The sequence below is a fragment of the Curtobacterium sp. P97 genome, from assembly GCF_023712445.1.
Taxonomy (GTDB): domain Bacteria; phylum Actinomycetota; class Actinomycetes; order Actinomycetales; family Microbacteriaceae; genus Curtobacterium.
The window spans coordinates 1-21,881 of record NZ_JAMAYF010000011.1 but is presented as its reverse complement, the minus strand read 5'-3'; the positions used below and the strand labels follow the sequence as shown (position 1 = coordinate 21,881).

Genomic DNA, 21,881 nt, shown 5'->3' with positions numbered 1-21,881 from the left:
CGCCTCTGACGCGCACGCGGTCGGCGCTGCGCCTCTGGCGCGCGCGGTCTGCGCTGCGCCGGGTTCCCCGGGGACACGACGACGCCCCCGCCGCTGCTGCGACGGGGGCGTCCGATGACCCCTGATCCCCGGGGAGGCCACCGCTGGTCCGGTGGACCGCCCAGCACCGGGCGGTCCACCGGGGTCGGTCAGCGCGCGGTGCGTCCGGCGCGGGGCAGGAGCACGCCGAGGACGATCATCGCGACGGCGAGGAAGGCGTGCAGGACGTTGTCGGCGCTGTTCAGCGGGACGAAGTTCGCAGCCCCGGCCATGCCGGCGACGAAGAGGCCGAAGACGAACAGCACGGCGTAGACGATGCCGCCGATGAGCAGGTACGAGCGCGACCCTGCGGCGGAGCGGGCGGCGAGGATGCCGACGATGCCGAACAGCAGGTGGACGATGTTGTGCAGGGCCGACACCTGGAACAGGCCGAGGAGCATGGCCATCGAGCTGTTGCCGGCGAAGGACATGGTGCCCATGTCCATGGTCAGGCCCGGGATGAAGCCGGCGATGCCGACGATGAGGAAGACGACGCCGAAGAGCAGTGCGCCCTTCTGGACGAGGGTCGACGCGAAACCGGTACGGGGTGATGCTGCGTTGCTGGTCATGGTGCGGTCCTTCCGAATGCGTTCCACGACGGCGTCTCCGGGTCACCGCGCAGGGGCAGCGTCGTCGTCGTACAGGGGTTTCGGAGCAGGTGCGCAGCCGGATTGGTGCGCCGTCCGGGTGTCCTTCCAGCGCGGCGTCCTCCTGCGGGATGACCCCGGGTCTCCGCCCCAGGGGGGACGCGCTCGACGGTGTCCCGGAAATAGCGTGGACCACGTGATCGAGATCGAGCATCTGTCCAAGCGCTACGGCGCCAAGACCGCCGTCGACGACATCTCCTTCGTCGTCCGTCCCGGCAGCGTCACCGGCTTCCTCGGGCCGAACGGCGCCGGGAAGTCCACGACCATGCGGATGATCATGGGCCTCGACACGCCCACGTCCGGACGCGTCCGGGTGAACGGCCAGGACTACCGGTCCTTCCGCGACCCGCTCCGCCAGGTCGGCGCGCTGCTCGAGGCGAAGGCCGTCCACTCCGGGCGCAGCGCGTACAACCACCTGCTCTCGCTCGCGGCGACGCACGGCATCCCGAAGTCCCGCGTGCACCACGTGATCGAGCTCACCGGCCTCGAGTCGGTCGCGAAGAAGCGCGTCGGCGGGTTCTCCCTCGGCATGGGGCAGCGGCTCGGCATCGCGGCGGCACTGCTCGGCGACCCGAGGACCCTGATCCTGGACGAGCCGGTCAACGGCCTCGACCCGGACGGCGTCGTGTGGGTGCGCCAGCTCGCCCGGCACCTGGCGTCCGAGGGACGCACGGTCTTCCTCTCCAGTCACCTCATGAGCGAGATGGCGCAGACGGCCGACCGCGTGGTCGTGCTCGGCCGCGGCAAGGTCCTGGCCGACGCCCCGATCGCGGAGTTCGTCGCGGGCAGCGGACAGGGCGGCGGCGCACGGACCCTCGTCCGGACCCCGCACCCCGACCAGCTCTTCGATGCCGTGGGATCAGCGGCGTCGTCGATCACCCCGCGCGAGGACGGCGCCTTCGTGGTCGTCGGTCCCGACGCACAGCAGATCGGCACCATCGCCGCCCGTGCCGGCGCGGTGCTCCACGAACTCACCCCCATGGGTGCGAGCCTCGAGGAGGCGTACATGGCCCTCACGAAGGACGAGGTCGAGTACCAGGCGGAGGTCGCACGATGAGCGCCGCGACGGCCACCGCGATGCCCGACCGCGTCGGACTCGGGTTCGGTCGACTCGTCCGCAGCGAGTGGATCAAGTTCCGCAGCATCCGGTCGACGTGGTGGTGCTACGCCATCATCGTCGCGCTGACCATCGGGCTCGGTGCGCTGCTCGGGCTCTACGCGCCGATCGTCGGTCTGCCCGAGGGCGCCGAGGTGACCCAGGCGGTCGCGAACGCCCAGATCGTCAACCTCAGCATCTCGTCGGTCGGCTTCACCGTGCTGGTCGCCGCGGTCCTGGGTGTCCTCATCATCACGGGTGAGTACGGCACCGGGCAGGTCCGCTCGACCTTCACGGCCGACCCCGGGCGCACCGGCGCGATCCTCGCCAAGGCCGTCGTCCTCGCCGTGGCCACCTTCGTGGTCAGTGCGGCGGCGACGTGGATCGGGGTCGTGCTCGTCGCGCTGTTCCAGGCGGACAAGGGCGTGCACGCCGACCTGGCCGACCCCGCCGTCTTCATGCCGATCCTCGGTTCGTCGGTCTACGTCACGGGGATCGCACTGCTCGCCTTCGGCATCGGCCTCCTGGTCCGGTCGAGCGCCGGTGGCATCGCGATCGCGCTCGGCGTGCTGCTCGTCCTGCCGATCGTGCTGCAGCTCTTCGCGGGGCTGGTGGACCAGCAGTGGCTCCTCGACGTGTCCCGCTTCCTGCCCGACCAGGCCGGCAGCCAGCTCTACACCTACGAGCGGTCCGCGGGCCAGCCCGCACCCGAGGGCGTCGTGCTGAACGGTTGGGCCGGCGGCGGGGTCCTGGCAGCGTGGGTCGTCGGAATCGGTGTCCTCGCCCTGGCCGCGGTCAAGAAGCGCGACGTCTGACGACGAGCCGCGCGGCTCGCGACGCGGGGCGTGACGGAACGGAGGCTCGGTGCCGACCGGCACCGAGCCTCCCGTCCGTCCGCAGCCGGGTACCGGCGGTTCAGGCCGCCCGTGAGAACAGCCCGCGCAGGGCGCGCGTCAGTCGCCACGAGCGCCGCGGCTGCTGGACGACCTCGACCGCACGGGTCGGCATCCGGAAGGCGAGGTCGTGGAGCATGTTCCGCTTCGAGCCGTCCCAGTTCGCGAACAGGTAGGAACCGCCGATGAACGACATGCTCCGGACCGGCGTCCGCTTCCACGAATCGGCGGCGACGTAGTAGCCGGCGTGCCCGGCGCGGATGTGGTCGATGACGGTGTCGACGTCGAAGACACCGGTCGTGGTGACGACGGTGGTGATGCCCGTCCGGTCGCGGGCGACGTACTCGATGAGGTGTTCGGTCACGGCGTGCTCTGATCTGTGTCTGACTCGACCGGCCCGTGAGGTCGGTGCTCGGGAGGTGTTCGGAACCGCCCTTGCTTCCGCCTGGATGGTACGCCGACAGGCGGTGGGGTCTCCAGGCGTCGGTGCGGTCGGGGGATGAACATCCGGGCAGCGCGGCGGGCAGGGTGGTCCCATGCGCACCACACGTCACTCCCGTCCCGCCGGCCTGCTCCTGATCGTCGTCGGGGCGTCCCTCGCCCTCGCGGGGTGCACCGGCGGGGGCGGCGGTGGCCCGACCGCGACCGTCACGCGGACGGTCACGCCCTCGACCTCGGCGTCGTCCTCGTCGTCGACGACGGGCAGCGGGACCCCGGGCCCGTCGTCGACGCCGACCGCGACACCCTCCTGCGGACCGTCCGACGGGGCCGCCGCCGCCGCTGGTCCGATCGCCGACCTCCCGCTGCCCGCCGGCCTCGAGTCGGCGCGGTGGGACGCGTCGAACGCCGACACCTCGGTCTACGACGGCTGCGCCGCGCTGTCCGCGGTGACCGTCAGCGTCGTCGACGGCACCGCGAGCTCGCCGGTCGCGATCCTGCTCTTCCACGACGGGACGTACCTGGGGACGGCGACGAAGGAGCAGTACCCGTTCGTCCCGCAGGTGACGCGGGAGTCCGCGGGGGCGATCCGCGTCGAGTACCGCTACCCGCAGGGTGCGGACAGCAACGCCGACCCCTCCGGTCGAGCGACCGCGACGTACACGTGGGACGACGCTGCCGGTCGCGTTGAGATGTCCGGGGACGTCCCGCCCGCCCGGTGACGTCCCGCCGCCCTGTCACTCAGCGCGGTGCTCCGCGTCGACCGGCGGACCCGGACCCGGACCCGGGCCGTGACCCGGGCCCTGACCCGGGGCGCAGCGCCCGCAGCACGTCCCGCAGGACGCCGAGCCGGGGCTGGGTTGCGCTGAACGGTCGACCGAGTGCCGAACGCGGTTCGAGGACGAACGTTCCGCCGTCCGTCAGGGTGAGCCACAGCCCGTAGTCCTCCCGTCGCCCGCGGTGGTCCTTCGTGGCCAGGTCGATCCGTGCGACGCGCGTCCAGGGGATCGTCACCACCGGGTCGGGTGACACGGGGGACCAGCCGAGCAGCCCGCTCCGGTCGACGGTGACGAGTGCGATCCGCGGGTCGGGGAGGTCCTGTCCGGCGATGGTCCCGCGGGCGGAGACCGGGAGGTGGAACGCCGGTCGACCCCGGCCGTGGCCGTGCGCGTGCCGGAGCGCACGTCGGTCCCGTCGTCCGTCCCGCCAGGCGCTGATCGGCGCGACGACGCACCCCACGGCGCCGAGCAGCGGCAGGAGGACGGCAACCGAGCCGCGGCCGGTGAGCGACGCCTGGTCGACGAACCGGGCCTCGACGACGAGCACGGCGACCGCGACGGCGAACAGGCCGAGCGCGCCCGCGACGAACGGCCACAGCGGCGGTACGACGCCGTCGCGCAGTCGCTGCACCCACGGCTCCGACTGATGGTCCACCACCTCAGCCTGCCCGTACCGTCTGGGCCCCGGACGGTGGGATGCTGGTCCGCATGCCCCTGTCCCGCCCGGCGCTCGTCGCTGCCCTGCCCGGTGTCGCGCTCGCCGTCGTGATCGGCGTCGCCGCGACCCTGGTCGGCCGCGCGGTCCCTGTCGTCGGCGGTCCGGTGCCGGCCGTCCTGCTCGGTGCGCTGGTCGGCTGGCTCGTCCGGCGTCGACGGGCCCAGGACGACGGAGCAGCCGACCTCGGTGGGCTCCAGCCCGGCGTGAAGTTCGCGTCGAGCCGCGTCCTGCAGGCAGCGGTCGTGCTCCTCGGCGCACAGCTGTCGATCGGCGAGGTCCTGCGCATCGGCGGCGAGACCCTCCCCGTGATGCTCACCACGCTCGTGGTGTGCCTCGTCGCGGCGTGGGGGATCGGCCGGCTGCTCCGGGTGTCGAGCACGCTCCGGACGCTCATCGGGGTCGGCACGGGCATCTGCGGCGCATCGGCCATCGCCGCCGTCACCCCCGTGGTCGGTGCCGCCAGTGCCGAGGTCGCCTACGCCCTGTCGACGATCTTCCTCTGCAACATCGCCGCGGTCTTCGTCTTCCCGCTCGTCGGCCACGCGCTCGGCCTGTCCCAGCACGCGTTCGGCGTCTTCGCCGGGACCGCCGTGAACGACACGTCCTCCGTCGTCGCGACCGCCACGGTCTACGGCCGTCAGGCGACGGACACCGCCGTCGTCGTCAAGCTCGTGCGGACCCTGATGATCATCCCGATCGTGATCGGGCTCGCCGGCCTGGAGGCGCGCCGCACCGCCCGCTCGCAGCACGCCGCCGTCGACGGCACGGGTCGCGCCGGGGGCGTCCGCGTGCTGCGGCTGGTCCCGTGGTTCCTGGTCGGCTTCCTCGTCGTGGTCCTCCTCCGGACCACCGGGGTCCTGCCCGCGGCGGCGGCCCCGGGGTTCTCGACGGCGGCGACCTTCCTCATCACGGTGGCGCTGGCGGCCGTCGGGGTCTCGACGGACTTCGCGGCGCTCCGCCGGGCCGGGTTCCGGCCGATGCTGCTCGGCATCGTGCTGTGGGTGCTCGTCGCGGGGACGAGCCTGGGCGTGCAGGCGGCCCTCGGCCAGCTCTGACGGGCCCGGCGGCACGGTGCCAGCCGGCACCGTGCGTCAGCCGTCGCGTCGGCGACGCCTGCGTGGCGTGACGTGCTCCCGCACAGCGGAAGGCACGTCGCGCCGTGCGGTTCCGTGGCGTGACGTGCGTGTGGTTGTGCGGGGCGCCCCGCGCCCGGCGCGGCTGCGTTCCGGTCGGGAGGCACGGTGCGGTCCGGTCCCGTGCCTCCCGTCCGGCGGCGCCTGCGTGGCGTGACGGGCTCCCGCACAGCGGAAGGCACGTCGCGCCGTGCGGTTCCGTGGCGCGACGTGCTTCCGGTTGTGCGGGGCGCCCCGCGCCCGGCGCGGCTGCGTTCCGGACGGGAGGCACGGTGCCAGCCGGCACCGTGCCTCCCGTCCGGCGGCGCCAGCGTGACGTGACGGGCTCCCGCACAACGGGAGGCACGTCGCGCCGTGCGGTTCCGTGGCGCGACGTGCTCCTGGTTGTGCGGGGCGCCCCGCGCCCGGCGCGGCTGCGTTCCGGACGGGAGGCTCGGTGCCAGCCGGCGCCGCGCCTCCCGTCCGTCGTGCGGCGACGTCAGCCGCGGATCGCCTCCGTCAGCTTCACCCGTCCGCCGGTCCGGAGCAGCGCGTTCTCGTAGATGCGCGCGCCCACGGCGACGACCACGACGACCGACGCGGCGACGAGCAGCAGCGACAGGATCGGCTCCCACCACTCGGCGGTCCCGAGGAAGATCCGCATCGGCATCCCGATCGGCGCGCTGAACGGGACGTACGACATGATCCCGACGATCGTCTCGTTGTCCGCCGCCGAGACGATGAGGATGTACGGGATCATCACGAGGAGCATCACGGGCATCGTGACACTGCCGACGTCCTCCTGGCGGGACACGAGCACGGCGGACGCGGCGAACAGCGCGGCGATGAGCACGAAGCCGACGGCGAAGAAGCCGACGAACCACAGGACGCTGGGGCCGAGCAACGTGAACAGGTTGTCCTGCCCGGTGACCGCGAGGGCCACGGCGCCGGCGATCGCGATGGCGATGATCTGCGCGAACGCCATGATGCTGCTGCCGAGCACCTTCCCGGCGAGCAGGGCACGGGCCGGGATGGCGGCCATCAGGATCTCGACCACCCGCGTCGACTTCTCCTCGACGACGCTCTGCGCGATCGACGACCCGAAGGTCACGGCGGAGGTGAAGAAGACGACGCCGAACAGGATGCCGATGGCGGACACCAGGCCCGCCGAGAGCGTGCCGGGCTGCAGGAGCTCCACCGCAGGGGTGACGCTGAGGGCACCGACGACGTCGGTCGGGGTGTCCTCGAGCCCGACGACGCTGTACCCGAGGGTGTCGTCGGACGGCACGACGGCGGCGTCCACGTCACCGCTCCGCACGAGGCGCTCGGCCTGGGCGACGGTGGTGGTCGGGGTGACGTCGAGGCCGTCGGTGGACTGGAGCGAGACGCCGTCGACCACCGCGACGGGCGTGGTGTCGTCTGCGGTCGCCTTGCCGATGATGCCCGCGATGACGACGGACACGACGACGGCGAGCACCAGGATCGCGGCGGAGACCACGAAGGCCTTGCTGCGGACGCGGGCCTGGATCTCGCGGACGGTCACGAGCCGGACGGCGTCGACGAAGTGGCTGGTCATCGGACGACCTCCCGGAAGACCTCGCTGAGACGGGGCACGCGCGGGGCGAACGAGCCCACCGTGCCGTGCTGGACGGCGCGCTGCAGGATGCGCTGCGCCGTGGGCTCGTCGGCCTCGAACACCGCGTACCCGCCGTCGAACTCGCGCACGGTCACGCCGGGTTCGTCGCGGATCCACGCGACGTCGCCGTCGACGAGCAGTTCCCACGCGGCGGGGCCGGCGCTGCGGCGCAGGTCCTCCTGGGAGCCGGCGGCACGGATCGTCCCGTCGGCGATCACCACGACGTCGTCGCACAGCCGCTCGACCACGTCGAGCTGGTGGCTCGAGAAGAGCACCGGGACACCCCTCGCCGCCTGCTCGCGGAGCACGCCGAGCACGGTGTCGACGGCCATCGGGTCGAGGCCCGAGAAGGGCTCGTCGAGCACCAGGACCTCGGGGTCGTGGACGAGCGCCGCAGCGACCTGCACGCGCTGCTGGTTGCCGAGCGAGAGCTTCTCGACGGCGTCGCTCGCGTGCTGCGTGAGGTCGAGTCGTTCGAGCAGCGCGGTGGTCCGCTGCCCCGCGGTCCGCTTGTCGACACCGTGCAGGCGTGCGAGGTAGGTGATCTGCTCGGCGACCGGCATCTTCGGGTAGAGCCCGCGTTCCTCGGGCATGTAGCCGAAGCGGCGGCGGTCGGTCGGGCCGACCTCGGCGCCGTCGATGGACACGTGCCCGGTGTCGGCCTGCAGCACGCCGAGCAGGATCCGCATGGTGGTCGTCTTGCCGGCGCCGTTGCCGCCGACGAACCCGGTCAGCCGGCCGCTGCCGACCGAGAACCCCACGTCGTCGAGCACCCGGCGGTCGCCGAAGTGCTTCGTCACGCCTTCGATGGTGAGCATCGCCCGTTCCCCTTCCGCCGGCGGTCCTCGCCGACGTCTCGACGCTACGGTCCGGGAGGCGCTGCCCACCTCCGGCGGGAGGCGGGACTTCCCGACGCCCCGGCTCCACCGCACGGGGGAGCGGGGTCCGTCAGGCCGCGGAGGAGACGCCGTGCTCGAAGGCCCACACGACCGCCTGGATGCGGTCGCGCACGCCGGTCTTCTGCAGGACGTTCGACACGTGCGTCTTGACGGTCGCCTCGCCGACGAAGAGCGCGCGGGCGATCTCGGCGTTGCTGCAGCCGCGCGCGAGCAGTCGCAGGACCTCGGCCTCGCGTTCGGTGAGCCCCGCGTCGGCGATGGCGGCCGCACCGTCGTCGACCGGGGACGCCGTGTGGCCGGCGTGCGCGGGGCAGGTGGGCCCGTGCCCGGCGGTCGCGCGGCTGATCACCCGGCGCGTGACGTCGGGGGCGAGCAGGGCGTCCCCGGCGGCGACCGTGCGGACGGCGTCGATCAGCCGTTCGGGGGAGGCGTTCTTCAGCAGGAACCCGCTCGCCCCCGCCTCGAGCGCCTGGAACAGGGCGTCGTCGTCGTCGAACGTGGTGAGCACGAGCACCGCCGGCGGGTCCGGGAGCGCGCCGATGCGTCGTGCCGCCTCGAGCCCGTCGACGCCGGGCATCTGGACGTCGAGGCACACGACGTCGGGTCGCAGCGCGACGACCGCGTCGACCGCGGCGCCGCCGTCCGGGGCCTCGCCGACCACGCGGAAGCCCGGCTCGGACTCCAGGATGACGCGGAAGCCGGCACGCACCAGGTCCTGGTCGTCCGCGAGCACGATCGTCAGGTCGTCGGCAGCCATGCCCGTACCAGGTACCCTCCCCGGGCGCGGGGCCCGATCTCGATGCGACCGCCCACGGCGGCGACGCGCTCCCGCATGCCGACGTGGCCCAGCCCGCTGCCGCCCGGGTCGCGGACCGCGCCGGCGCCGTGTCCGTCGTCGGCGACCTCGACCTCGATGCCGTCGTCGAGGTACCGCAGGCGCAGGTCCGCGCGGGCGGTGGGGCCGGCGTGCTTGACGACGTTCGTCACGGCCTCCTGCGCGATGCGGAACGCCACGGCCCCGACGGTCGGCGGCACCGAGCGCTCGTCACCGACCACGACGAGCCCGGCGTCCCGGCCCGAGGAGCGGACGGCGTCGACCAGCTCCGGCATCCGACCGAGCCCGGCCGTGCTCGGCGCGGTGTCGGTCGCGCTCGCGCCGGGGTCGTCCTCGCGCAGGGTCCCCAGCATCCGGCGGAGTTCCTCGACCGCGGTGCGTGCGCTGTCCTCGACCACCGTGAGCGAGGCGGTCGCCTGCTCCGGGTCGCGGCCGACCACGCGTCGGGCGGCTCCGGCCTGGACACCCATCAGCGACACGTGGTGGGCCACGACGTCGTGCAGCTCGCGGGCGATCCGCACGCGCTCGAGGGTGATCGCCTGGGCAGCCGTGCGCTCCCGTTCGGCGGCGAGCTCCGCGGTGCGTTCGGCGAGGTCGTGCTTGGCCACCGCGGCTGCCCACGCGCGGTTGCCGGCGTACCAGGCGCCGCCGAAGTACAGCACGTTGATGAGGATGTTGACGAGCGAGTACGCGATGTACGGCGGGATCAGGGCGTCGTCGTCGTTCGGCAGCGCGTTCGGCACCGCCCACCCGAACGAGAGCGCGAGGAACACCCACGCGAACATCCCGCCGATGATCACCCAGCGGACCACCTCGGCACGGATCCGGTCCGAGCACCACGCCCCGACCGTGTACAGCGCGATGAAGAGGGTGAAGTTGACGAGGATGATCTCGGGGACGTGGAGCAGCTGTGTCGCGGCGAACGCCAGCGCGGACACGACGGCGACGGTCATCGGCCAGCGGCGGCGGAACGCGATCGGCGCGGCGTTCGCGACCACCATGAGCGCCGACACCCACCACGGCGCCTGGTCGTCCTCGTAGACGCCCGCGGCGCCGTACAGCGTGGTCGTGACGGCCAACCCGACGCCGAGCACGAGCGCGAGCAGTGCGTCCTGCCGGTGCTCCCGCGGTCCGACGGGCAACCGGGCCCACCCCTCCCTCGTCCACCCCATGCGGGCAACGCTACCGGGTGGGCGCCGCCGGCCGCAGGTCCCGCCGGGCGACGACGAGCGGTGTGGTGGCAGCGACCGCCACGACGGCGGCTGCCGCGGTGAAGGTCGTCGCCGTGCCCGCGGGCCCGACCAGCACGCCGGCCGCCGCTGCCCCGAGTGCCTGGCCGGCGACGAGCACCACGAAGAGCAGCGCGGTGCCCGCGGCCGCGTGGCCCTGGTCGATCTCCGTCGTCCAGGCGATGAGCGCGCCCGTCGCCGCGGTGTAGCCCCACCCGAACAGCGCGCACGCCACCAGTGCGGCCCCGACGACGTGGGGCAGCAGCCCGAGCGTGAGCACCGCGACGGCGGCGAGCGTCGTCGTCAGCAGCCACAGGCGGGCAGCGGGCAGCCCGCTCGTCCACCGTGCCGTCACCGCGACCGAGGCCCCGCCGACGCCGAGCGCGATCCAGGCGACGACCGTCAGTCCGCTCGGCACGCCGGCTCCGACGAGCGCCGAGCGGCCGTAGGTCCAGACCGCCGCCGAGCCCGCACCGAAGAGCAGCGCCACCACGACCGGCACGACCTGTGCGCCGAACCACGACCGTCCCGGGAGCGCCGCGCGGAGCGCGGGGCGCCGGACCGCGGGGCGCTGGAGCGCGGAGCGCTGGGCCGCTGCCGGGGTGGAGCGCGCGTCCGGTGCTCTTCTTCCGGCCGCGAGGAACACCACCGCACCGACCAGCAGCGTGACCACGCCGGCGGCGGCCCAGGCGGTGCGCCAGTCCGGCAGCAGCACGAGCGCGAGGACCCCGGCCGCGACGAGCCCCGGGCCCGTCCCGGAGTTCACCACCGCCTGGGCCCGGTCGCGTGCGGCGCCGTCGAGCCGGCCGGCGACCAGCTGCACCATCGCCGGCGACGCCAGCCCGGCCCCGGTCGACGCCACCACGGCGGCCACCCCGAACACGACGGTCGTCGCGCTCGCCGCCGTCGTGATCGCGCCGAGGCCTGCGGTGAGCGCCGCGACCACGACGAGCTCCCGGGCGGCGCGGTCGGCGAGCAGGAACCCCACGACGGCACCGGTGCAGTACAGGACCGAGGCGCCCGAGGACACCGCACCGCCGACGTCCGCGCCGAAGCCGAGGTCGCGCTGGACGTCCGGCAGGAAGAGCCCGAACGCCAGGCGCACCAGGCCGTAGGTCGCAGCGACGAGCCCCAGCCCGCTCGCGAGCAGGACGGAAGTCGGTAACGAAAACGATCGTTTCACTTCTGCGACCCTAGGCTGGCTGCATGGCGATGCGTCCAGGGACCGAGCAACGGGTGCTCGACGCCGCCGAGGAACTGTTCTTCACCCGCGGGATCGCGGCGACCCCCGTCGACGCGGTGCTCGAACGCGCGGGGGTGTCGTCGGCGACGCTCTACCGCGGGTACCCGAGCAAGGAGGCCCTGGTCGCCGCGGCGCTCGACCGACGACACGACGACTGGGTCGCGACGTGGGACCGTGCCCTCGAGCGGGCGACCGACGACCGCGGCCGCCTGCTCGCCGTGTTCGACGCGCTCGACGAGTACCGGTCCACCCCGACGGGCTCCCGCTGGTGCGCCTTCCTCGGCACCGCTGCCGAGTACGTCGATGCCCCGGAGGACCTGCGCGCCGTCCTCGACCGCGAGACCGACACCCTGCGACGGCGGCTGACGGAGACGGCTCGTCCGCTCGTCGGCGACCGTGCCCCGGCGCTCGCCGAGCAGCTGCTGCTCGTCGTCTCGGGTGCGCTGGCCATGCGCCTGCGCGACCCCGCTGTGGACTCCGCCACCGCACGCGCGGTCGCGTCCGCACTCCTGCCCTGACGGCCGCGCCGCGGTGCGGTCGGGAGGCGCGGTCCGGGTGACGGACGTCCGTCACCCGGCCCGCGCCTCCCGTCCGCTCCGGTCGGCTCCGCGCCGAGCGGCCGGTCAGGGCGCGGGGACCACCAGGGCGTCGACCGCGGTCAGCACGTCCGCGACCTCGGTGCGCGTCGTGTAGTCGACGTGCACGTCAGCGGAGCGGACCACGCCGTCCGCGTCGATCACGAAGACCGACGGGAACGGGATCGCCGCGGTGTCGTCGGCGTTGCTGTCGGCGACGTCGAACCCGAGCTGCGTGTGCGCCGCCCGCGCGGCTGCGCTCGGCTCCGTGACGATGCCGAAGCGTCCGGCGAGCACGTTCTCCGGGTCGGTCAGCACCGGGAACTCCAGCTCCCCGTTCGCGATCGACTGCTCGGCGGCCTCCGGCGTCTGCGGCGAGACCGCGACGAGCTGGACGTCCCGCTCCCGCAGCGCCGGCAGGAGCTCCTGCTGGTAGGTGCGCAGCGTGATGTTGCAGTAGGGGCACCAGGCGCCGCGGTAGAAGACGACGACGGTCGGCGTGGAGCCGCGGACGGCGGCGAACGACGTCTCGTGGCCGGTCGGGGTGACGAGTCGCGCGTCCGGGGCGGTCTCGCCGACACCGACGACCCCGTCGGGCACCCCCGAGGCGCGCAGGTCGGCCTGCTCGCCGTCGAAGACCGCGGACAGCTCCGGGCCGATCTGGGTGGTGAAGCCCTGGTTGAAGTCGTCCACCTGGCGGGCGATGGTCTGGTCGGTCACGTCGGTCACGTCGGTCTCCTCGGGTCCGGGACGCCGGCGACTGGGCCGGTGCGTGGAGCGTAGGCACGTCACCTCGGCGGGGGAACGGGCGTCGTCACGGAGCGTCATCCGGGCTGCGGAGCGCGACCCGAGCGGCGGACGGGAGGCGCGCACAACCGAGAGCACGCCGCACCACGCAACGACGTGGCGCGGATTGCTCCCCGTTGTGCGGGAGCGCCGCGCACGGCCAGACGCCGTCGGCCACGAGGAGCGCGCTGCGCGCGGCGCGCACCGTCGCGCAAGCGGCCCGCCCCGCGCCTCAGGCGCGACCGCGGTTGCGCCGCCGGATCTCCTTCGGGGCCCGGCCGGCCATGAACGACCGCGCGGGGTCGACCAGGAAGCCCTGGCGCAGCGCCTCGCGGCCGACGAGCATGCGGAAGCCCATCTGGTCGCGGTTGCTCAGCGTGACCTCGGCGTCGATCGTGCGACCCGCGAGCGTGATCGGCGTCAGCACGACGATGCGCTCCTGCGTGTGCCCCGTCGAGCTCCGGACGATCCGTCGGTCGTGCACGTCGCACTCGTGCGTGACGGCGTCGGCGTCGGTGTCCTGCCACGGGTGCACCGAGAAGCGGACGCGGTCGCCGGGGAGCTCCTCGAGGTCGAACGCGTGCAGTGCCGAGCTCCGCGCCCCGGTGTCGAGCTTCACCTTGATCCAGGGCAGGTCCAGCCCGGGCAGGGCAGCCCACTCACGCCATCCTGCGATCGTCGGGTTCCGGGCCATGTGCCCATCCTGTCGCATGCTTTGATTGAGCGTCGCCGTCGACGTCTCGACCCCGTGGAGCAACCCCGATGAAACTCGCCATCCTGTCGCGCGCCCCGCACGCGTACTCGACGCAGCGTCTGCGTGCCGCAGCGGTCGATCGCGGCCACGAGGTCAAGGTGCTGAACACCCTGCGGTTCGCCATCGACCTGTCCGGGGACGAGCCCGACCTGCTCTACCGGGGCAAGCTGCTCAGCGACTACGACGCCGTGCTCCCGCGGATCGGCAACTCGATCACCTACTACGGCACCGCGGTGGTGCGGCAGTTCGAGCAGATGGACGTCTACACGCCGAACACGGCGACGGGCATCACGAACTCGCGCGACAAGCTCCGGGCGAACCAGATCCTGTCCCGCCACCACATCGGCATGCCCGCGACCACGTTCGTGAACAGCCGTGCCGACGTCCGCGGGGCGATCGACAGCGTCGGTGGGGCGCCGGTCGTCATCAAGCTGCTCGAGGGCACGCAGGGCATCGGCGTGATCCTGGCACCCGAGGCGAAGGTCGCCGAGTCGATCGTCGAGACGCTGCACTCCACGAAGCAGAACGTGCTCATCCAGGCGTTCGTCTCCGAGAGCCGGGGCCGGGACATCCGTGCGCTGGTCGTGGGGGACCGGGTCGTCGCTGCGATGCGTCGCAGTGCCTCCGGCGACGAGTTCCGCTCGAACGTGCACCGCGGCGGCACCGTCGAGAAGGTCACCCTGAGCCCCGAGTACGAGGAGGCGGCGGTGCGCTCGGCGCAGATCATGGGGCTCCGCGTCGCGGGCGTCGACATGCTCGAGGGCAACGACGGACCGCTCGTCATGGAGGTCAACTCCTCGCCGGGGCTCGAGGGCATCGAGCGTGCGACGGGTCTCGACGTCGCCGGCGCGATCATCGACTTCATCGGCAACCAGGTCGCGTTCCCGGAGATCGACGTCCGTCAGCGCCTCAGCGTCTCGACCGGCTACGGCGTGGCCGAGCTCCTCGTGCACACGAACGCCGACCTGGTCGGCAAGACCATCAAGGAGTCCGGGCTCTGGGACCGGGACATCACGGTCCTGACCCTGCACCGCGGCGCCTCGGTGATCCCGAACCCCCGCAGCGGCGTCGAGCTGCAGGCCAGCGACCGCCTGCTCTGCTTCGGCAAGCTCGAGGAGATGCGGTCGATGATCCCGGACCGTCGGCGTCGCCGGTCGAAGGTCCGCAAGCTGCCGAAGGACACCTGACCGGTGCCGCCCAGCGCACCCGGATCGCACATCCAGGTCGGATGCGGAAGTATGTGTCGGTGACGATCATGACGGAACGACCGGTCGACCAGTCGACGAGCAGCGAACCGGAGCGCCCCGGCAACGCCACGGCGAAGCACCAGAACGTGTCGCTGCTGTCGGTGGCGACGACCGTCGCGGACCGCGTGACGACCTCCGCGGACATCGAGGCGAAGCTCCGCGGGGCGCTGCGTCGGCTCCGTCTCCCGACCGGTCTCCTCGAGCGCGTCGCCGGTGTCACCGAGCGCCGCAACTGGGGCGAGGGGCAGACCTTCCAGGACGCCGCGATCGACGCCGGCCGTCGCGCGATGGCCGAGGCCGGCATCCGCCCGGAGGACGTCGGCCTGCTGATCAACACCTCGGTGACCCGTCCGCACCTCGAGCCGAGCGTCGCCGTCCGCCTGCACCACGGGCTCGGGCTGCCGACGTCGGCCATCAACTTCGACATCGCGAACGCGTGCCTCGGCTTCGTCAACGCGATGAGCGTCGCCGCGGGCATGATCGACTCCGGGCAGATCAAGTACGCGCTCATCGTGGACGGCGAGGACGCCGACCAGGTGCAGCTCAACACGATCGACCGCCTGAACCAGGGTGGCCGGAACCGCAAGGACTTCATGAGCGAGTTCGCGAGCCTGACCCTCGGGTCCGGCGCCGCGGCCGCCGTGCTCGGCCCGTCCGACGTCCACCCCGAGGGGCACCGCATCATCGGCGGCGTCACCCGCGCGGCGACGCAGTGGTACGACCTGTGCGTCGGCAGCGTGGACGGCATGTTCACCGACGCGAAGATGCTGCTGAAGGGCGGCATGGAGCTCGTCGTCGCCGCCTGGACCGAGGCGCGTTCGCACTTCGACTGGCAGGACATGGACCGCTACGTGCTCCACCAGGTCTCCGACGTGCACACGAACGCCTTCGTCGAGGCCATCGGCATCCCGCGCACGAAGGTCCCGACCACCTACCAGCGCTACGGCAACGTCGGCCCGGCGTCGATCCCGATCACCCTGGCCGACGAGGTCGACCGCGGCGGCATCACCCGCGGTGACCGCGTCTTCCTGGGCGGCGTCGGCTCCGGCATCAACACGGCGATGATGGAACTGCGCTGGTGAGGTCCGGCCTCCCGCGCGTCGCTGCCAGCACGGCCCCGGCGACGCTCCCGCCGCCCCTGCCCGGACTCGACCCGGCCTGGTCCCGTCTGGTCACCGTCCCCGGGTCGCCGGACGGCCGGCCGGGAGGCACGCACCACCCCGCGCGCACCTGGCACCTCCTCGACACGGCCGGTCAGCTCGAGGCGCTCGGCGTCACCCCGGTCGGCACCCTGCTCTGCGTGCACGGCAACCCCACCTGGTCCTACCTCTGGCGGTCCGTCGCGGCCCGCACGCTCAGCGTCGCCCGGGCCGGTGGCCCGGCCTGGCGCGTGATCGCCGTCGACCAGCTCGACATGGGCTTCTCGGAGCGCATCGCCGACCAGCACCGTCTGGCCGACCGCGTGCGCGACCTCGGTGCCCTGACCGACGAGCTCGGACTCGCCGGACCCGTCGTCACGCTCGGGCACGACTGGGGCGGCGTCGTCTCGCTCGGCTGGGCGGTCGACCACCCCGACCTCGTCGTGGGCGTGGCGACGTGCAACACCGCCGTGCACCAGCCCGACGACGCCCCGATCCCCGCACCGCTGCGGCTGGCCCTGCGTCCCGGCGTGCTCGGTCGCGGCACCGTCCTGACGCCCGCGTTCCTCGAGACGACGCTCGCCATCGCGCACCCGACGCTCGACCGGCCGACCGCCGACGCCTACCGGGCGCCGTACCGCGGAGCAGCCCGCCGCGGGGGCATCGGCGGGTTCGTGGCGGACATCCCCGTCGACGCCGCGCACCCCAGCGCGACCGAGCTCGACCGGATCGCGGCCGGTGTCGCGGCGCTCGAGGTCCCGGCGCTCGTCATGTGGGGACCGCGTGACCCGGTGTTCCTCGAGCGGTACCTCGACGACCTGGCCGACCGGTTGCCGCACGCCGACGTGCACCGCTTCGAGGGTGCCGGTCACCTGCTTCCGGACGACGCCGACGTCGCGGGCACGGTGCTCGACTGGCTCGGCGACCGCCTGCCGGACGGGCACGCGCCCGGCGGTGGCGAGTCGAGCCTCCAGGCCGACGCCCGGACGGCCGACGCCCGGACGGCCGACGCGAGCGACGCGACCGGCGCGACCACCGAGGGCCCCGCGACCGACCGACCGCTCTGGGCAGCCCTCGACGACCTCGCGGACGACGCGAGCCCGGCGCTCGTCGAGATGGCCGCTCCCGGCGGCCCGCGGACGGTCTCGTGGCGGCTGCTCGCCCGCCGTGTCCGCGAGGTCGCCGTCGGTCTCGCCGACCTCGGCGTGCGTCCCGGCGACCGCGTCTCGTTGCTCGTCACGCCAGGGGCCGACCTGACGGCCGTCCTGTACGCCTGCGTCCGGATCGGTGCCGTGGTCGTCGTCGCGGACGCCGGCCTCGGTCTGCGCGGGCTCACCCGTGCCGTCCGCGGCGCCCGGCCGGACTGGGTGATCGGGGCGCTGCCCGGTCTCGGAGCTGCGCGCGCACTCGGGTGGCCGGGTCGACGCATCGCGACGGTCGCGCTCCCGGCCCCCGCGCGAGCGGTCCTCGGCGTGGAGCACACCCTGACCGAGGTCGCCCGACGTGGCGCCCGACGACTCGCAGCCGGAGCAGGCCTGCCCGCTGCACCGTCGCCGGACGCACCCGCGGCCGTCCTGTTCACCTCGGGCTCGACCGGTCCGGCCAAGGGCGTCGTCTACACGCACGGGCAGCTCACCGCGGTGCGGGACGTCCTCGCGGCGCAGTACGGCGTCGGCGTCGGCACGGGGCTGGTCGCCGGCTTCGCGCCGTTCGCCCTGCTCGGTCCCGCCCTCGGTGCCCGGTCGGTGGCCCCGGACATGGACGTCACCCGTCCGCGCACGCTGACGGCGTCGGCGGTGGCCGACGCGGTGGCCGCCGTGGACGCGACCGTGGTGTTCCTCTCACCCGCAGCGCTGGCGAACGTCGTCGCGACGGCACCGGCGCTGGCGGCCGGCGACCGCGATGCCCTCGGTCGGGTGCGTCTGTTCCTGTCCGCGGGGGCACCGGTGCCCGCGGCGCTCCTCCGGGCGGCCACCGACCTCATGCCGAACGCAGCGGCGCACACGCCCTACGGCATGACCGAGGGCCTGCTCATGACGGACGTCGACCTGGACGGCGTCCGGTCGGCGGGTTCCGCTCCCGACGACGGCATCTGCGTCGGTCGACCGGCGGTCGGTGTGCGCGTGCGGATCGCGCCGCTCGACGCCGACGGCGCACCGACCGGAGACCTCACGGAGCAGGCCGGCGTCACGGGCGAGGTTGTCGTCGCGGCCCCGCACGTCCGCGACCACTACGACCGACTCTGGCGCACGGACCGCGTCTCGCGGCTCGGGGTCGACGACCCGCGCGGGCACCGCACCGGCGACGTGGGGCACCTCGACGCCGACGGGCGCCTGTGGATCGAGGGCCGGCTCCAGCACGTCGTGACGACCCCGCACGGTGTCGTGACACCCGTCGGACCCGAGCAGCGCATCGAGCGCGTCGACGGCGTCGGCCGTGCCGGCATCGCGAGCACCGGACCGTCCGGCACCCAGCAGGTCGTCGCCGTGGTCGAGACCGTCCCCGCAGCCCGGCGTCCCGGCCTCGCGTCGGCCGAGCTCGCCGCCGCCGTCCGCACCGCCGCCGGGGTCCCGCTCGCCGCGGTGCTCGTCGTCCCGGTGCTGCCGACGGACGTCCGGCACAACTCGAAGGTCGACCGCGCCCGGCTGTCGCGATGGGCGACGACGGTGCTCGGCGGCGGCCGGATGACCCGCCCGTGAGGGTCCTGGTCACCGGTGCCAGCGGCTTCCTCGGCCGGGCGACCGCCGCTGCCGTCCGGGACGCCGGGCACGACGTCCGCACGTTCCAGCGTCGGCCGTCCCGGGTCGACGGTGTGGAGGACTCGCTCGGCACGATGACGGACACCGCTGCGGTCGCGCGCGCGGTCGAGGGCGTCGACGCCGTGGTGCACCTGGCGGCGAAGGTCTCGCTCGCCGGGGACCCGGCCGACTTCGCGCGGGTCAACATCGCCGGGACGAGCGCGCTGCTCGACGCCGCGCGGGCCGCCGGGGTGGGGCGCTTCGTCTTCGTGTCGTCGCCGTCCGTGGCGCACACCGGGTCGTCGCTGGCCGGCGCCGCTGCCGACCCTGCCGAGCCGATGGCCGCCCGCGGGCACTACGCGCGGACGAAGGGCGCCGCGGAGCTCCTCGCGCTGGCGGCTGACGAGCCGGGCTTCGCGGTCGTGGCCGTCCGCCCGCACCTGGTGTGGGGACCGGGCGACACGCAGCTGGTCGGACGCATCGTGGACCGGGCACGTGCCGGCCGGCTGCCGCTCCTCGACTCGGGCGCCGCGCTCATCGACACGCTCTACGTCGACAACGCGGCCTCGGCGATGGTCGCTGCGCTCGAGCACGCGGCGGACGACGCCGTGCACGGCAACGCCTACGTCGTGACGAACGGAGAGCCGCGGCCGGTGGGGGAGCTCCTGGCGGGCATCTGCACCGCATCCGGCGTCCCTGCACCGCGGCTGCACGTGCCCGCCGCCGTCGCCCGTGCAGCCGGGTCCGTGGTCGAGGCGGTGTGGCGGGTGCGTCCGGGGGCGGACGAGCCGCCGATGACGCGGTTCCTCGCCGAGCAGCTGTCCACCGCCCACTGGTTCGACCAGCGACGGACGCGCCACGACCTCGGCTGGTCCCCGACGATCACGATCGACGAGGGCCTGGCCCGCTTGGCGGCCGCCGCCGGACACTGACCGGCCGTCGGTCGGGTGGGCGGACCGTCAGCCGGTGAAGCGCTGCCAGAGCTCGGTGACGATCGGCCACACGTCGCCCGCGCGGTCCGCCGAGGCGATGGCGATCGTCACCACGGGGTAGGCCGTGACCGCGAGGCTGACCAGGATCGCGAGCACGACGGCGAACACCGACGTGACCGTGTGCCGTCGGGTCAGCGCCCAGAGCAACAGGGCGAGGACCACCACCAGGCCGAGCGCGGTGACGAGGGCGATCCGGACGAACGGGAACGGCACGAGCCCCGCCGTGGTGGCGGTCACGCCGCCGAGGAACCCGACGAGCGGCAGGTACCCGCCGAGGGCCACGGCGAGCACCAGCACGATGCCGATGCCCGACGTGGTCCAGACGCCGCGCGGGCGAGGACGCCGGGCGGTGGTGCCCCGGCGTCCCGCCCACGCGGTCATCGCTGTGCCTCGCCGTCGCCGTCGCCGCTGCCGCTGCGGTGGGCGGCGGCCTGGTCGTGGCGGGCGTCGGCCTCGTCGCGGACGACGTCCGCGGCGTGCTCGATGCGGTCGGCCGCCTCGTCCAGCGCGTCGGCGACCTGCTCGTCCGCGGCGGGTGCGCTCTCCACCGACGGCTCGTCGGCGTCGGTGCTGCCCTCGCGACGTGCACCGTCCGCTGCGTCCTGCGTCGCGGTCACCGCGTCCTGCGTCGCGGTCGCTGCGGAGTCGGCGGCGTCCGAGGCCGCTGCGCCCGCGTCGGCCGCGGCGTCGGTCGCTGCCGAGGCAGCACCGGAGGCACGGTCGCGGACCTCCTGCGAGGCGTCCGCCGCGGCGTCCTTCGCCGCGCTGACGGCCTGCTTCGCCGCGTCGCCGGCGTCGGAGGACTTCTCCGCGGCACGCTCCGCCGCGTCGGATGCGGTCTCGCGCGCCGTGTCGACGGCGTCGGCCGCCTTCGCCCGCGCGGTGTCCACGGCGTCGGACGCCCGCTCGCGCAGGTCCCCCGCGGTCTCCCGTGCCCGGTCGACGGCGCCGCCGGCGGCGTCGCGTGCGCGACCGGCGGCCTCGCGCGTGGCACCCGCCGCGTCCTGCGCAGCGTCCCGTGCACGCTCGGCGACCTCGGCGGCACCGCCGCGGACGTCCTCCGCGGCACCCGAGACGGCCTCCTTCGTGCGGTCCACCGCATCGCCCACGGCCTCCCGGGCCCGGTCGACGGGGGTCGGCTCGTCGTCGAAGGGTCCGTGCACGTCGAGCACGCGGACGTCGACCGTGGTGGGCTGTCCGGCGCCGAGCTGCGACACCGCGGCGGCCACCTGGCGGCGGACCTCCTCGGCGACCTCGCGGACCGGCTGCGGGTAGCTGATGACGACGGACACGGTCACGTCGAGCGTGCCGTCGTTGTCGTCGACCTGCACCCCGGGCGCTCCGGCGGTGCGGCCGAGCTGCGAGCGGACGCGGTCGGCGGCGCGGGCGACGAGCCCGCCCAGGTGGTGGACGCCCGGCACGCCGAGCGCCGTCTCCGCCGCGGTGCGGGCGGCGACCACCAGGGGCCCGGCATCCTCGGGGAGCGGGGTGGTCAGCTCGGGCGGCAGGTCGACCTCGGTGATCTGCGTCCGGGCGTTCGGATCGTGCTGCATGGCTTCCTCCTCTGTGAACAGGACGGCCGTCGCTCCCCACGGGGAGCGACGGCCGTGGTCCGCTGTTACTTGAAGACGTCCTTGACGTCCTCGCCGGTCTGCTTGGCGCTCGCAGCGGCCTGGTCCTTCTTGCCCTCTGCGACCTTCTCGTCGTTGTTCGTCGCGTTGCCGAAGGCCTCCTTGGCCTTGCCGGTCAGGTCCTGTGCGGCGTTCTTGATCTTGTCGTCGAGTCCCATGGTGGGTTCCCTTCTCTCTCGTGGGCTGGTGCCCGGTGGTGACGGTCGGGAGGCTCGGTCTGCCTCGTCCGACCGGGTTGCGGTGGTGCTGGTGGTGCGTTCGTGTCCGGCGTCGTCCGCCGGGTGGCGTCACTGGACGCGGGTGGTGCGTGCCAGTGCGGTGCGGGTGCCGCCGGTGAGGTGGACCAGGACCGGGATCTGTCGGCCGAGGGTCTGGTCGAGGGTGGTCAGGGCGTGGTCGACGGCGTCGAGGACGGT

At 73.9% G+C, this 21,881-nt stretch carries 22 protein-coding genes; 9 read left to right on the top strand and 13 right to left on the bottom strand.

Annotated elements, in window-relative coordinates:
- Window positions 1–188 precede the first annotated feature (188 nt).
- Window positions 189–647 carry a DUF4383 domain-containing protein gene (locus M3677_RS12575; protein ID WP_066656120.1) on the bottom strand — a complete coding sequence of 153 codons (459 nt, stop codon included), beginning with the start codon at window positions 645–647 and terminating at the stop codon, window positions 189–191.
- 214 nt (window positions 648–861) lie between these two features.
- Here M3677_RS12575 and M3677_RS12570 point away from each other — a divergent pair, with 214 nt between their 5' ends.
- Entirely contained in the window at window positions 862–1,782 is a 921-nt protein-coding gene (locus tag M3677_RS12570; RefSeq protein WP_209685835.1) for an ABC transporter ATP-binding protein, read from the top strand.
- Window positions 1,779–2,636, top strand: coding sequence for an ABC transporter permease subunit (locus M3677_RS12565; RefSeq protein WP_251160712.1), 858 nt, complete (start codon window positions 1,779–1,781; stop codon window positions 2,634–2,636). The genes M3677_RS12570 and M3677_RS12565 overlap by 4 nt, the downstream gene beginning before the upstream one ends.
- 100 nt (window positions 2,637–2,736) lie before the next feature.
- On the opposite strand, the gene M3677_RS12560 is transcribed toward M3677_RS12565, so the two are convergent.
- Complete coding sequence (locus M3677_RS12560; protein ID WP_066656115.1) at window positions 2,737–3,078, bottom strand: hypothetical protein; 342 nt, start codon at window positions 3,076–3,078, stop codon at window positions 2,737–2,739.
- 172 nt (window positions 3,079–3,250) lie between these two features.
- On the opposite strand from M3677_RS12560, the gene M3677_RS12555 reads away from it, so the two are divergent.
- On the top strand, window positions 3,251–3,874 hold the full coding sequence (locus M3677_RS12555) for an LppP/LprE family lipoprotein (RefSeq protein WP_251155782.1): 624 nt from the start codon (window positions 3,251–3,253) through the stop codon (window positions 3,872–3,874).
- A 19-nt stretch (window positions 3,875–3,893) separates the two neighbouring features.
- Here the strand turns inward: M3677_RS12555 and M3677_RS12550 are convergent, their stop codons facing one another.
- Window positions 3,894–4,586, bottom strand: a complete 693-nt coding sequence (locus tag M3677_RS12550; protein WP_251160711.1) for a hypothetical protein — start codon at window positions 4,584–4,586, stop codon at window positions 3,894–3,896.
- A gap of 53 nt (window positions 4,587–4,639) precedes the next feature.
- Here M3677_RS12550 and M3677_RS12545 point away from each other — a divergent pair, with 53 nt between their 5' ends.
- Window positions 4,640–5,704 carry a YeiH family protein gene (locus M3677_RS12545; protein WP_251160710.1) on the top strand — a complete coding sequence of 355 codons (1,065 nt, stop codon included), beginning with the start codon at window positions 4,640–4,642 and terminating at the stop codon, window positions 5,702–5,704.
- 556 nt (window positions 5,705–6,260) lie between these two features.
- On the opposite strand, the gene M3677_RS12540 is transcribed toward M3677_RS12545, so the two are convergent.
- The 5 genes from M3677_RS12540 to M3677_RS12520 form a co-directional block, all read right to left on the bottom strand.
- The gene (locus M3677_RS12540; RefSeq protein WP_209685828.1) at window positions 6,261–7,337 is read right to left on the bottom strand and encodes an ABC transporter permease; all 1,077 of its coding nucleotides are present in this window, start codon (window positions 7,335–7,337) and stop codon (window positions 6,261–6,263) included.
- Window positions 7,334–8,215, bottom strand: a complete 882-nt coding sequence (locus tag M3677_RS12535; protein ID WP_251160709.1) for an ABC transporter ATP-binding protein — start codon at window positions 8,213–8,215, stop codon at window positions 7,334–7,336. The genes M3677_RS12540 and M3677_RS12535 overlap by 4 nt, the downstream gene beginning before the upstream one ends.
- 130 nt (window positions 8,216–8,345) lie before the next feature.
- Window positions 8,346–9,053: a response regulator transcription factor gene (locus M3677_RS12530; protein ID WP_251160708.1), complete on the bottom strand. Its 708-nt coding sequence runs from the start codon at window positions 9,051–9,053 to the stop codon at window positions 8,346–8,348.
- On the bottom strand, window positions 9,035–10,303 hold the full coding sequence (locus tag M3677_RS12525; RefSeq protein ID WP_209685822.1) for a sensor histidine kinase: 1,269 nt from the start codon (window positions 10,301–10,303) through the stop codon (window positions 9,035–9,037). The genes M3677_RS12530 and M3677_RS12525 overlap by 19 nt, the downstream gene beginning before the upstream one ends.
- A gap of 10 nt (window positions 10,304–10,313) precedes the next feature.
- Complete coding sequence (locus M3677_RS12520) at window positions 10,314–11,543, bottom strand: MFS transporter (protein ID WP_251160707.1); 1,230 nt, start codon at window positions 11,541–11,543, stop codon at window positions 10,314–10,316.
- Window positions 11,544–11,566: 23 nt separating this feature from the next.
- Between M3677_RS12520 and M3677_RS12515 the strand changes: the two genes are divergently transcribed.
- Complete coding sequence (locus M3677_RS12515) at window positions 11,567–12,121, top strand: TetR/AcrR family transcriptional regulator (RefSeq protein WP_251160706.1); 555 nt, start codon at window positions 11,567–11,569, stop codon at window positions 12,119–12,121.
- 105 nt (window positions 12,122–12,226) lie between these two features.
- Here M3677_RS12515 and M3677_RS12510 read toward each other — a convergent pair whose 3' ends face one another.
- Together M3677_RS12510 and M3677_RS12505 are read right to left on the bottom strand one after the other, a co-directional pair.
- Window positions 12,227–12,907, bottom strand: a complete 681-nt coding sequence (locus M3677_RS12510) for a peroxiredoxin-like family protein (RefSeq protein ID WP_251160705.1) — start codon at window positions 12,905–12,907, stop codon at window positions 12,227–12,229.
- A gap of 289 nt (window positions 12,908–13,196) precedes the next feature.
- Entirely contained in the window at window positions 13,197–13,658 is a 462-nt protein-coding gene (locus M3677_RS12505) for a RimK/LysX family protein (protein ID WP_066656091.1), read from the bottom strand.
- A 68-nt stretch (window positions 13,659–13,726) separates the two neighbouring features.
- On the opposite strand from M3677_RS12505, the gene rimK reads away from it, so the two are divergent.
- The 4 genes from rimK to M3677_RS12485 all read left to right on the top strand — a co-directional run bounded on the left by rimK (window position 13,727) and on the right by M3677_RS12485 (window position 19,774).
- Entirely contained in the window at window positions 13,727–14,905 is a 1,179-nt protein-coding gene (rimK, locus tag M3677_RS12500) for a 30S ribosomal protein S6--L-glutamate ligase (protein WP_251160704.1), read from the top strand.
- A 68-nt stretch (window positions 14,906–14,973) separates the two neighbouring features.
- Window positions 14,974–16,047: a 3-oxoacyl-ACP synthase III gene (locus tag M3677_RS12495; protein WP_066658652.1), complete on the top strand. Its 1,074-nt coding sequence runs from the start codon at window positions 14,974–14,976 to the stop codon at window positions 16,045–16,047.
- Window positions 16,044–18,803 (top strand): alpha/beta fold hydrolase, encoded by a 2,760-nt coding sequence (locus tag M3677_RS12490; protein WP_251160703.1) that lies wholly within the window; start codon window positions 16,044–16,046, stop codon window positions 18,801–18,803. Before M3677_RS12495 ends, M3677_RS12490 begins: the two co-directional genes overlap by 4 nt.
- Window positions 18,800–19,774, top strand: a complete 975-nt coding sequence (locus M3677_RS12485; protein ID WP_066658648.1) for an NAD(P)-dependent oxidoreductase — start codon at window positions 18,800–18,802, stop codon at window positions 19,772–19,774. The genes M3677_RS12490 and M3677_RS12485 overlap by 4 nt, the downstream gene beginning before the upstream one ends.
- Window positions 19,775–19,801: 27 nt before the next feature.
- Here M3677_RS12485 and M3677_RS12480 read toward each other — a convergent pair whose 3' ends face one another.
- The 3 genes from M3677_RS12480 to M3677_RS12470 all read right to left on the bottom strand — a co-directional run bounded on the left by M3677_RS12480 (window position 19,802) and on the right by M3677_RS12470 (window position 21,623).
- The gene (locus tag M3677_RS12480; protein ID WP_251160702.1) at window positions 19,802–20,215 is read right to left on the bottom strand and encodes an MFS transporter permease; all 414 of its coding nucleotides are present in this window, start codon (window positions 20,213–20,215) and stop codon (window positions 19,802–19,804) included.
- Window positions 20,212–21,387, bottom strand: a complete 1,176-nt coding sequence (locus M3677_RS12475) for an Asp23/Gls24 family envelope stress response protein (protein WP_251160701.1) — start codon at window positions 21,385–21,387, stop codon at window positions 20,212–20,214. Before M3677_RS12475 ends, M3677_RS12480 begins: the two co-directional genes overlap by 4 nt.
- Window positions 21,388–21,452: 65 nt before the next feature.
- A complete protein-coding gene (locus M3677_RS12470) occupies window positions 21,453–21,623 on the bottom strand; it encodes a CsbD family protein (protein WP_066656081.1) in 171 nt (56 codons plus the stop codon).
- Between the last annotated feature and the right edge of the window lie 258 nt (window positions 21,624–21,881).

Bases quoted from the DNA above. Each gene is read 5' to 3' on its own strand.
- M3677_RS12565 (WP_251160712.1), top strand. From the start codon at position 1,779: ATGAGCGCCGCGACGGCCACCGCGATGCCCGACCGCGTCGGACTCGGG.
- M3677_RS12555 (WP_251155782.1), top strand. From the start codon at position 3,251: ATGCGCACCACACGTCACTCCCGTCCCGCCGGCCTGCTCCTGATCGTC.
- M3677_RS12525 (WP_209685822.1), bottom strand. From the start codon at position 10,303: ATGGGGTGGACGAGGGAGGGGTGGGCCCGGTTGCCCGTCGGACCGCGG.
- M3677_RS12495 (WP_066658652.1), top strand. From the start codon at position 14,974: ATGACGGAACGACCGGTCGACCAGTCGACGAGCAGCGAACCGGAGCGC.
- M3677_RS12505 (WP_066656091.1), bottom strand. From the start codon at position 13,658: ATGGCCCGGAACCCGACGATCGCAGGATGGCGTGAGTGGGCTGCCCTG.
- M3677_RS12540 (WP_209685828.1), bottom strand. From the start codon at position 7,337: ATGACCAGCCACTTCGTCGACGCCGTCCGGCTCGTGACCGTCCGCGAG.
- M3677_RS12545 (WP_251160710.1), top strand. From the start codon at position 4,640: ATGCCCCTGTCCCGCCCGGCGCTCGTCGCTGCCCTGCCCGGTGTCGCG.
- M3677_RS12575 (WP_066656120.1), bottom strand. From the start codon at position 647: ATGACCAGCAACGCAGCATCACCCCGTACCGGTTTCGCGTCGACCCTC.
- M3677_RS12475 (WP_251160701.1), bottom strand. From the start codon at position 21,387: ATGCAGCACGATCCGAACGCCCGGACGCAGATCACCGAGGTCGACCTG.
- M3677_RS12535 (WP_251160709.1), bottom strand. From the start codon at position 8,215: ATGCTCACCATCGAAGGCGTGACGAAGCACTTCGGCGACCGCCGGGTG.
- M3677_RS12515 (WP_251160706.1), top strand. From the start codon at position 11,567: ATGGCGATGCGTCCAGGGACCGAGCAACGGGTGCTCGACGCCGCCGAG.
- M3677_RS12530 (WP_251160708.1), bottom strand. From the start codon at position 9,053: ATGGCTGCCGACGACCTGACGATCGTGCTCGCGGACGACCAGGACCTG.
- rimK (WP_251160704.1), top strand. From the start codon at position 13,727: ATGAAACTCGCCATCCTGTCGCGCGCCCCGCACGCGTACTCGACGCAG.
- M3677_RS12470 (WP_066656081.1), bottom strand. From the start codon at position 21,623: ATGGGACTCGACGACAAGATCAAGAACGCCGCACAGGACCTGACCGGC.
- M3677_RS12480 (WP_251160702.1), bottom strand. From the start codon at position 20,215: ATGACCGCGTGGGCGGGACGCCGGGGCACCACCGCCCGGCGTCCTCGC.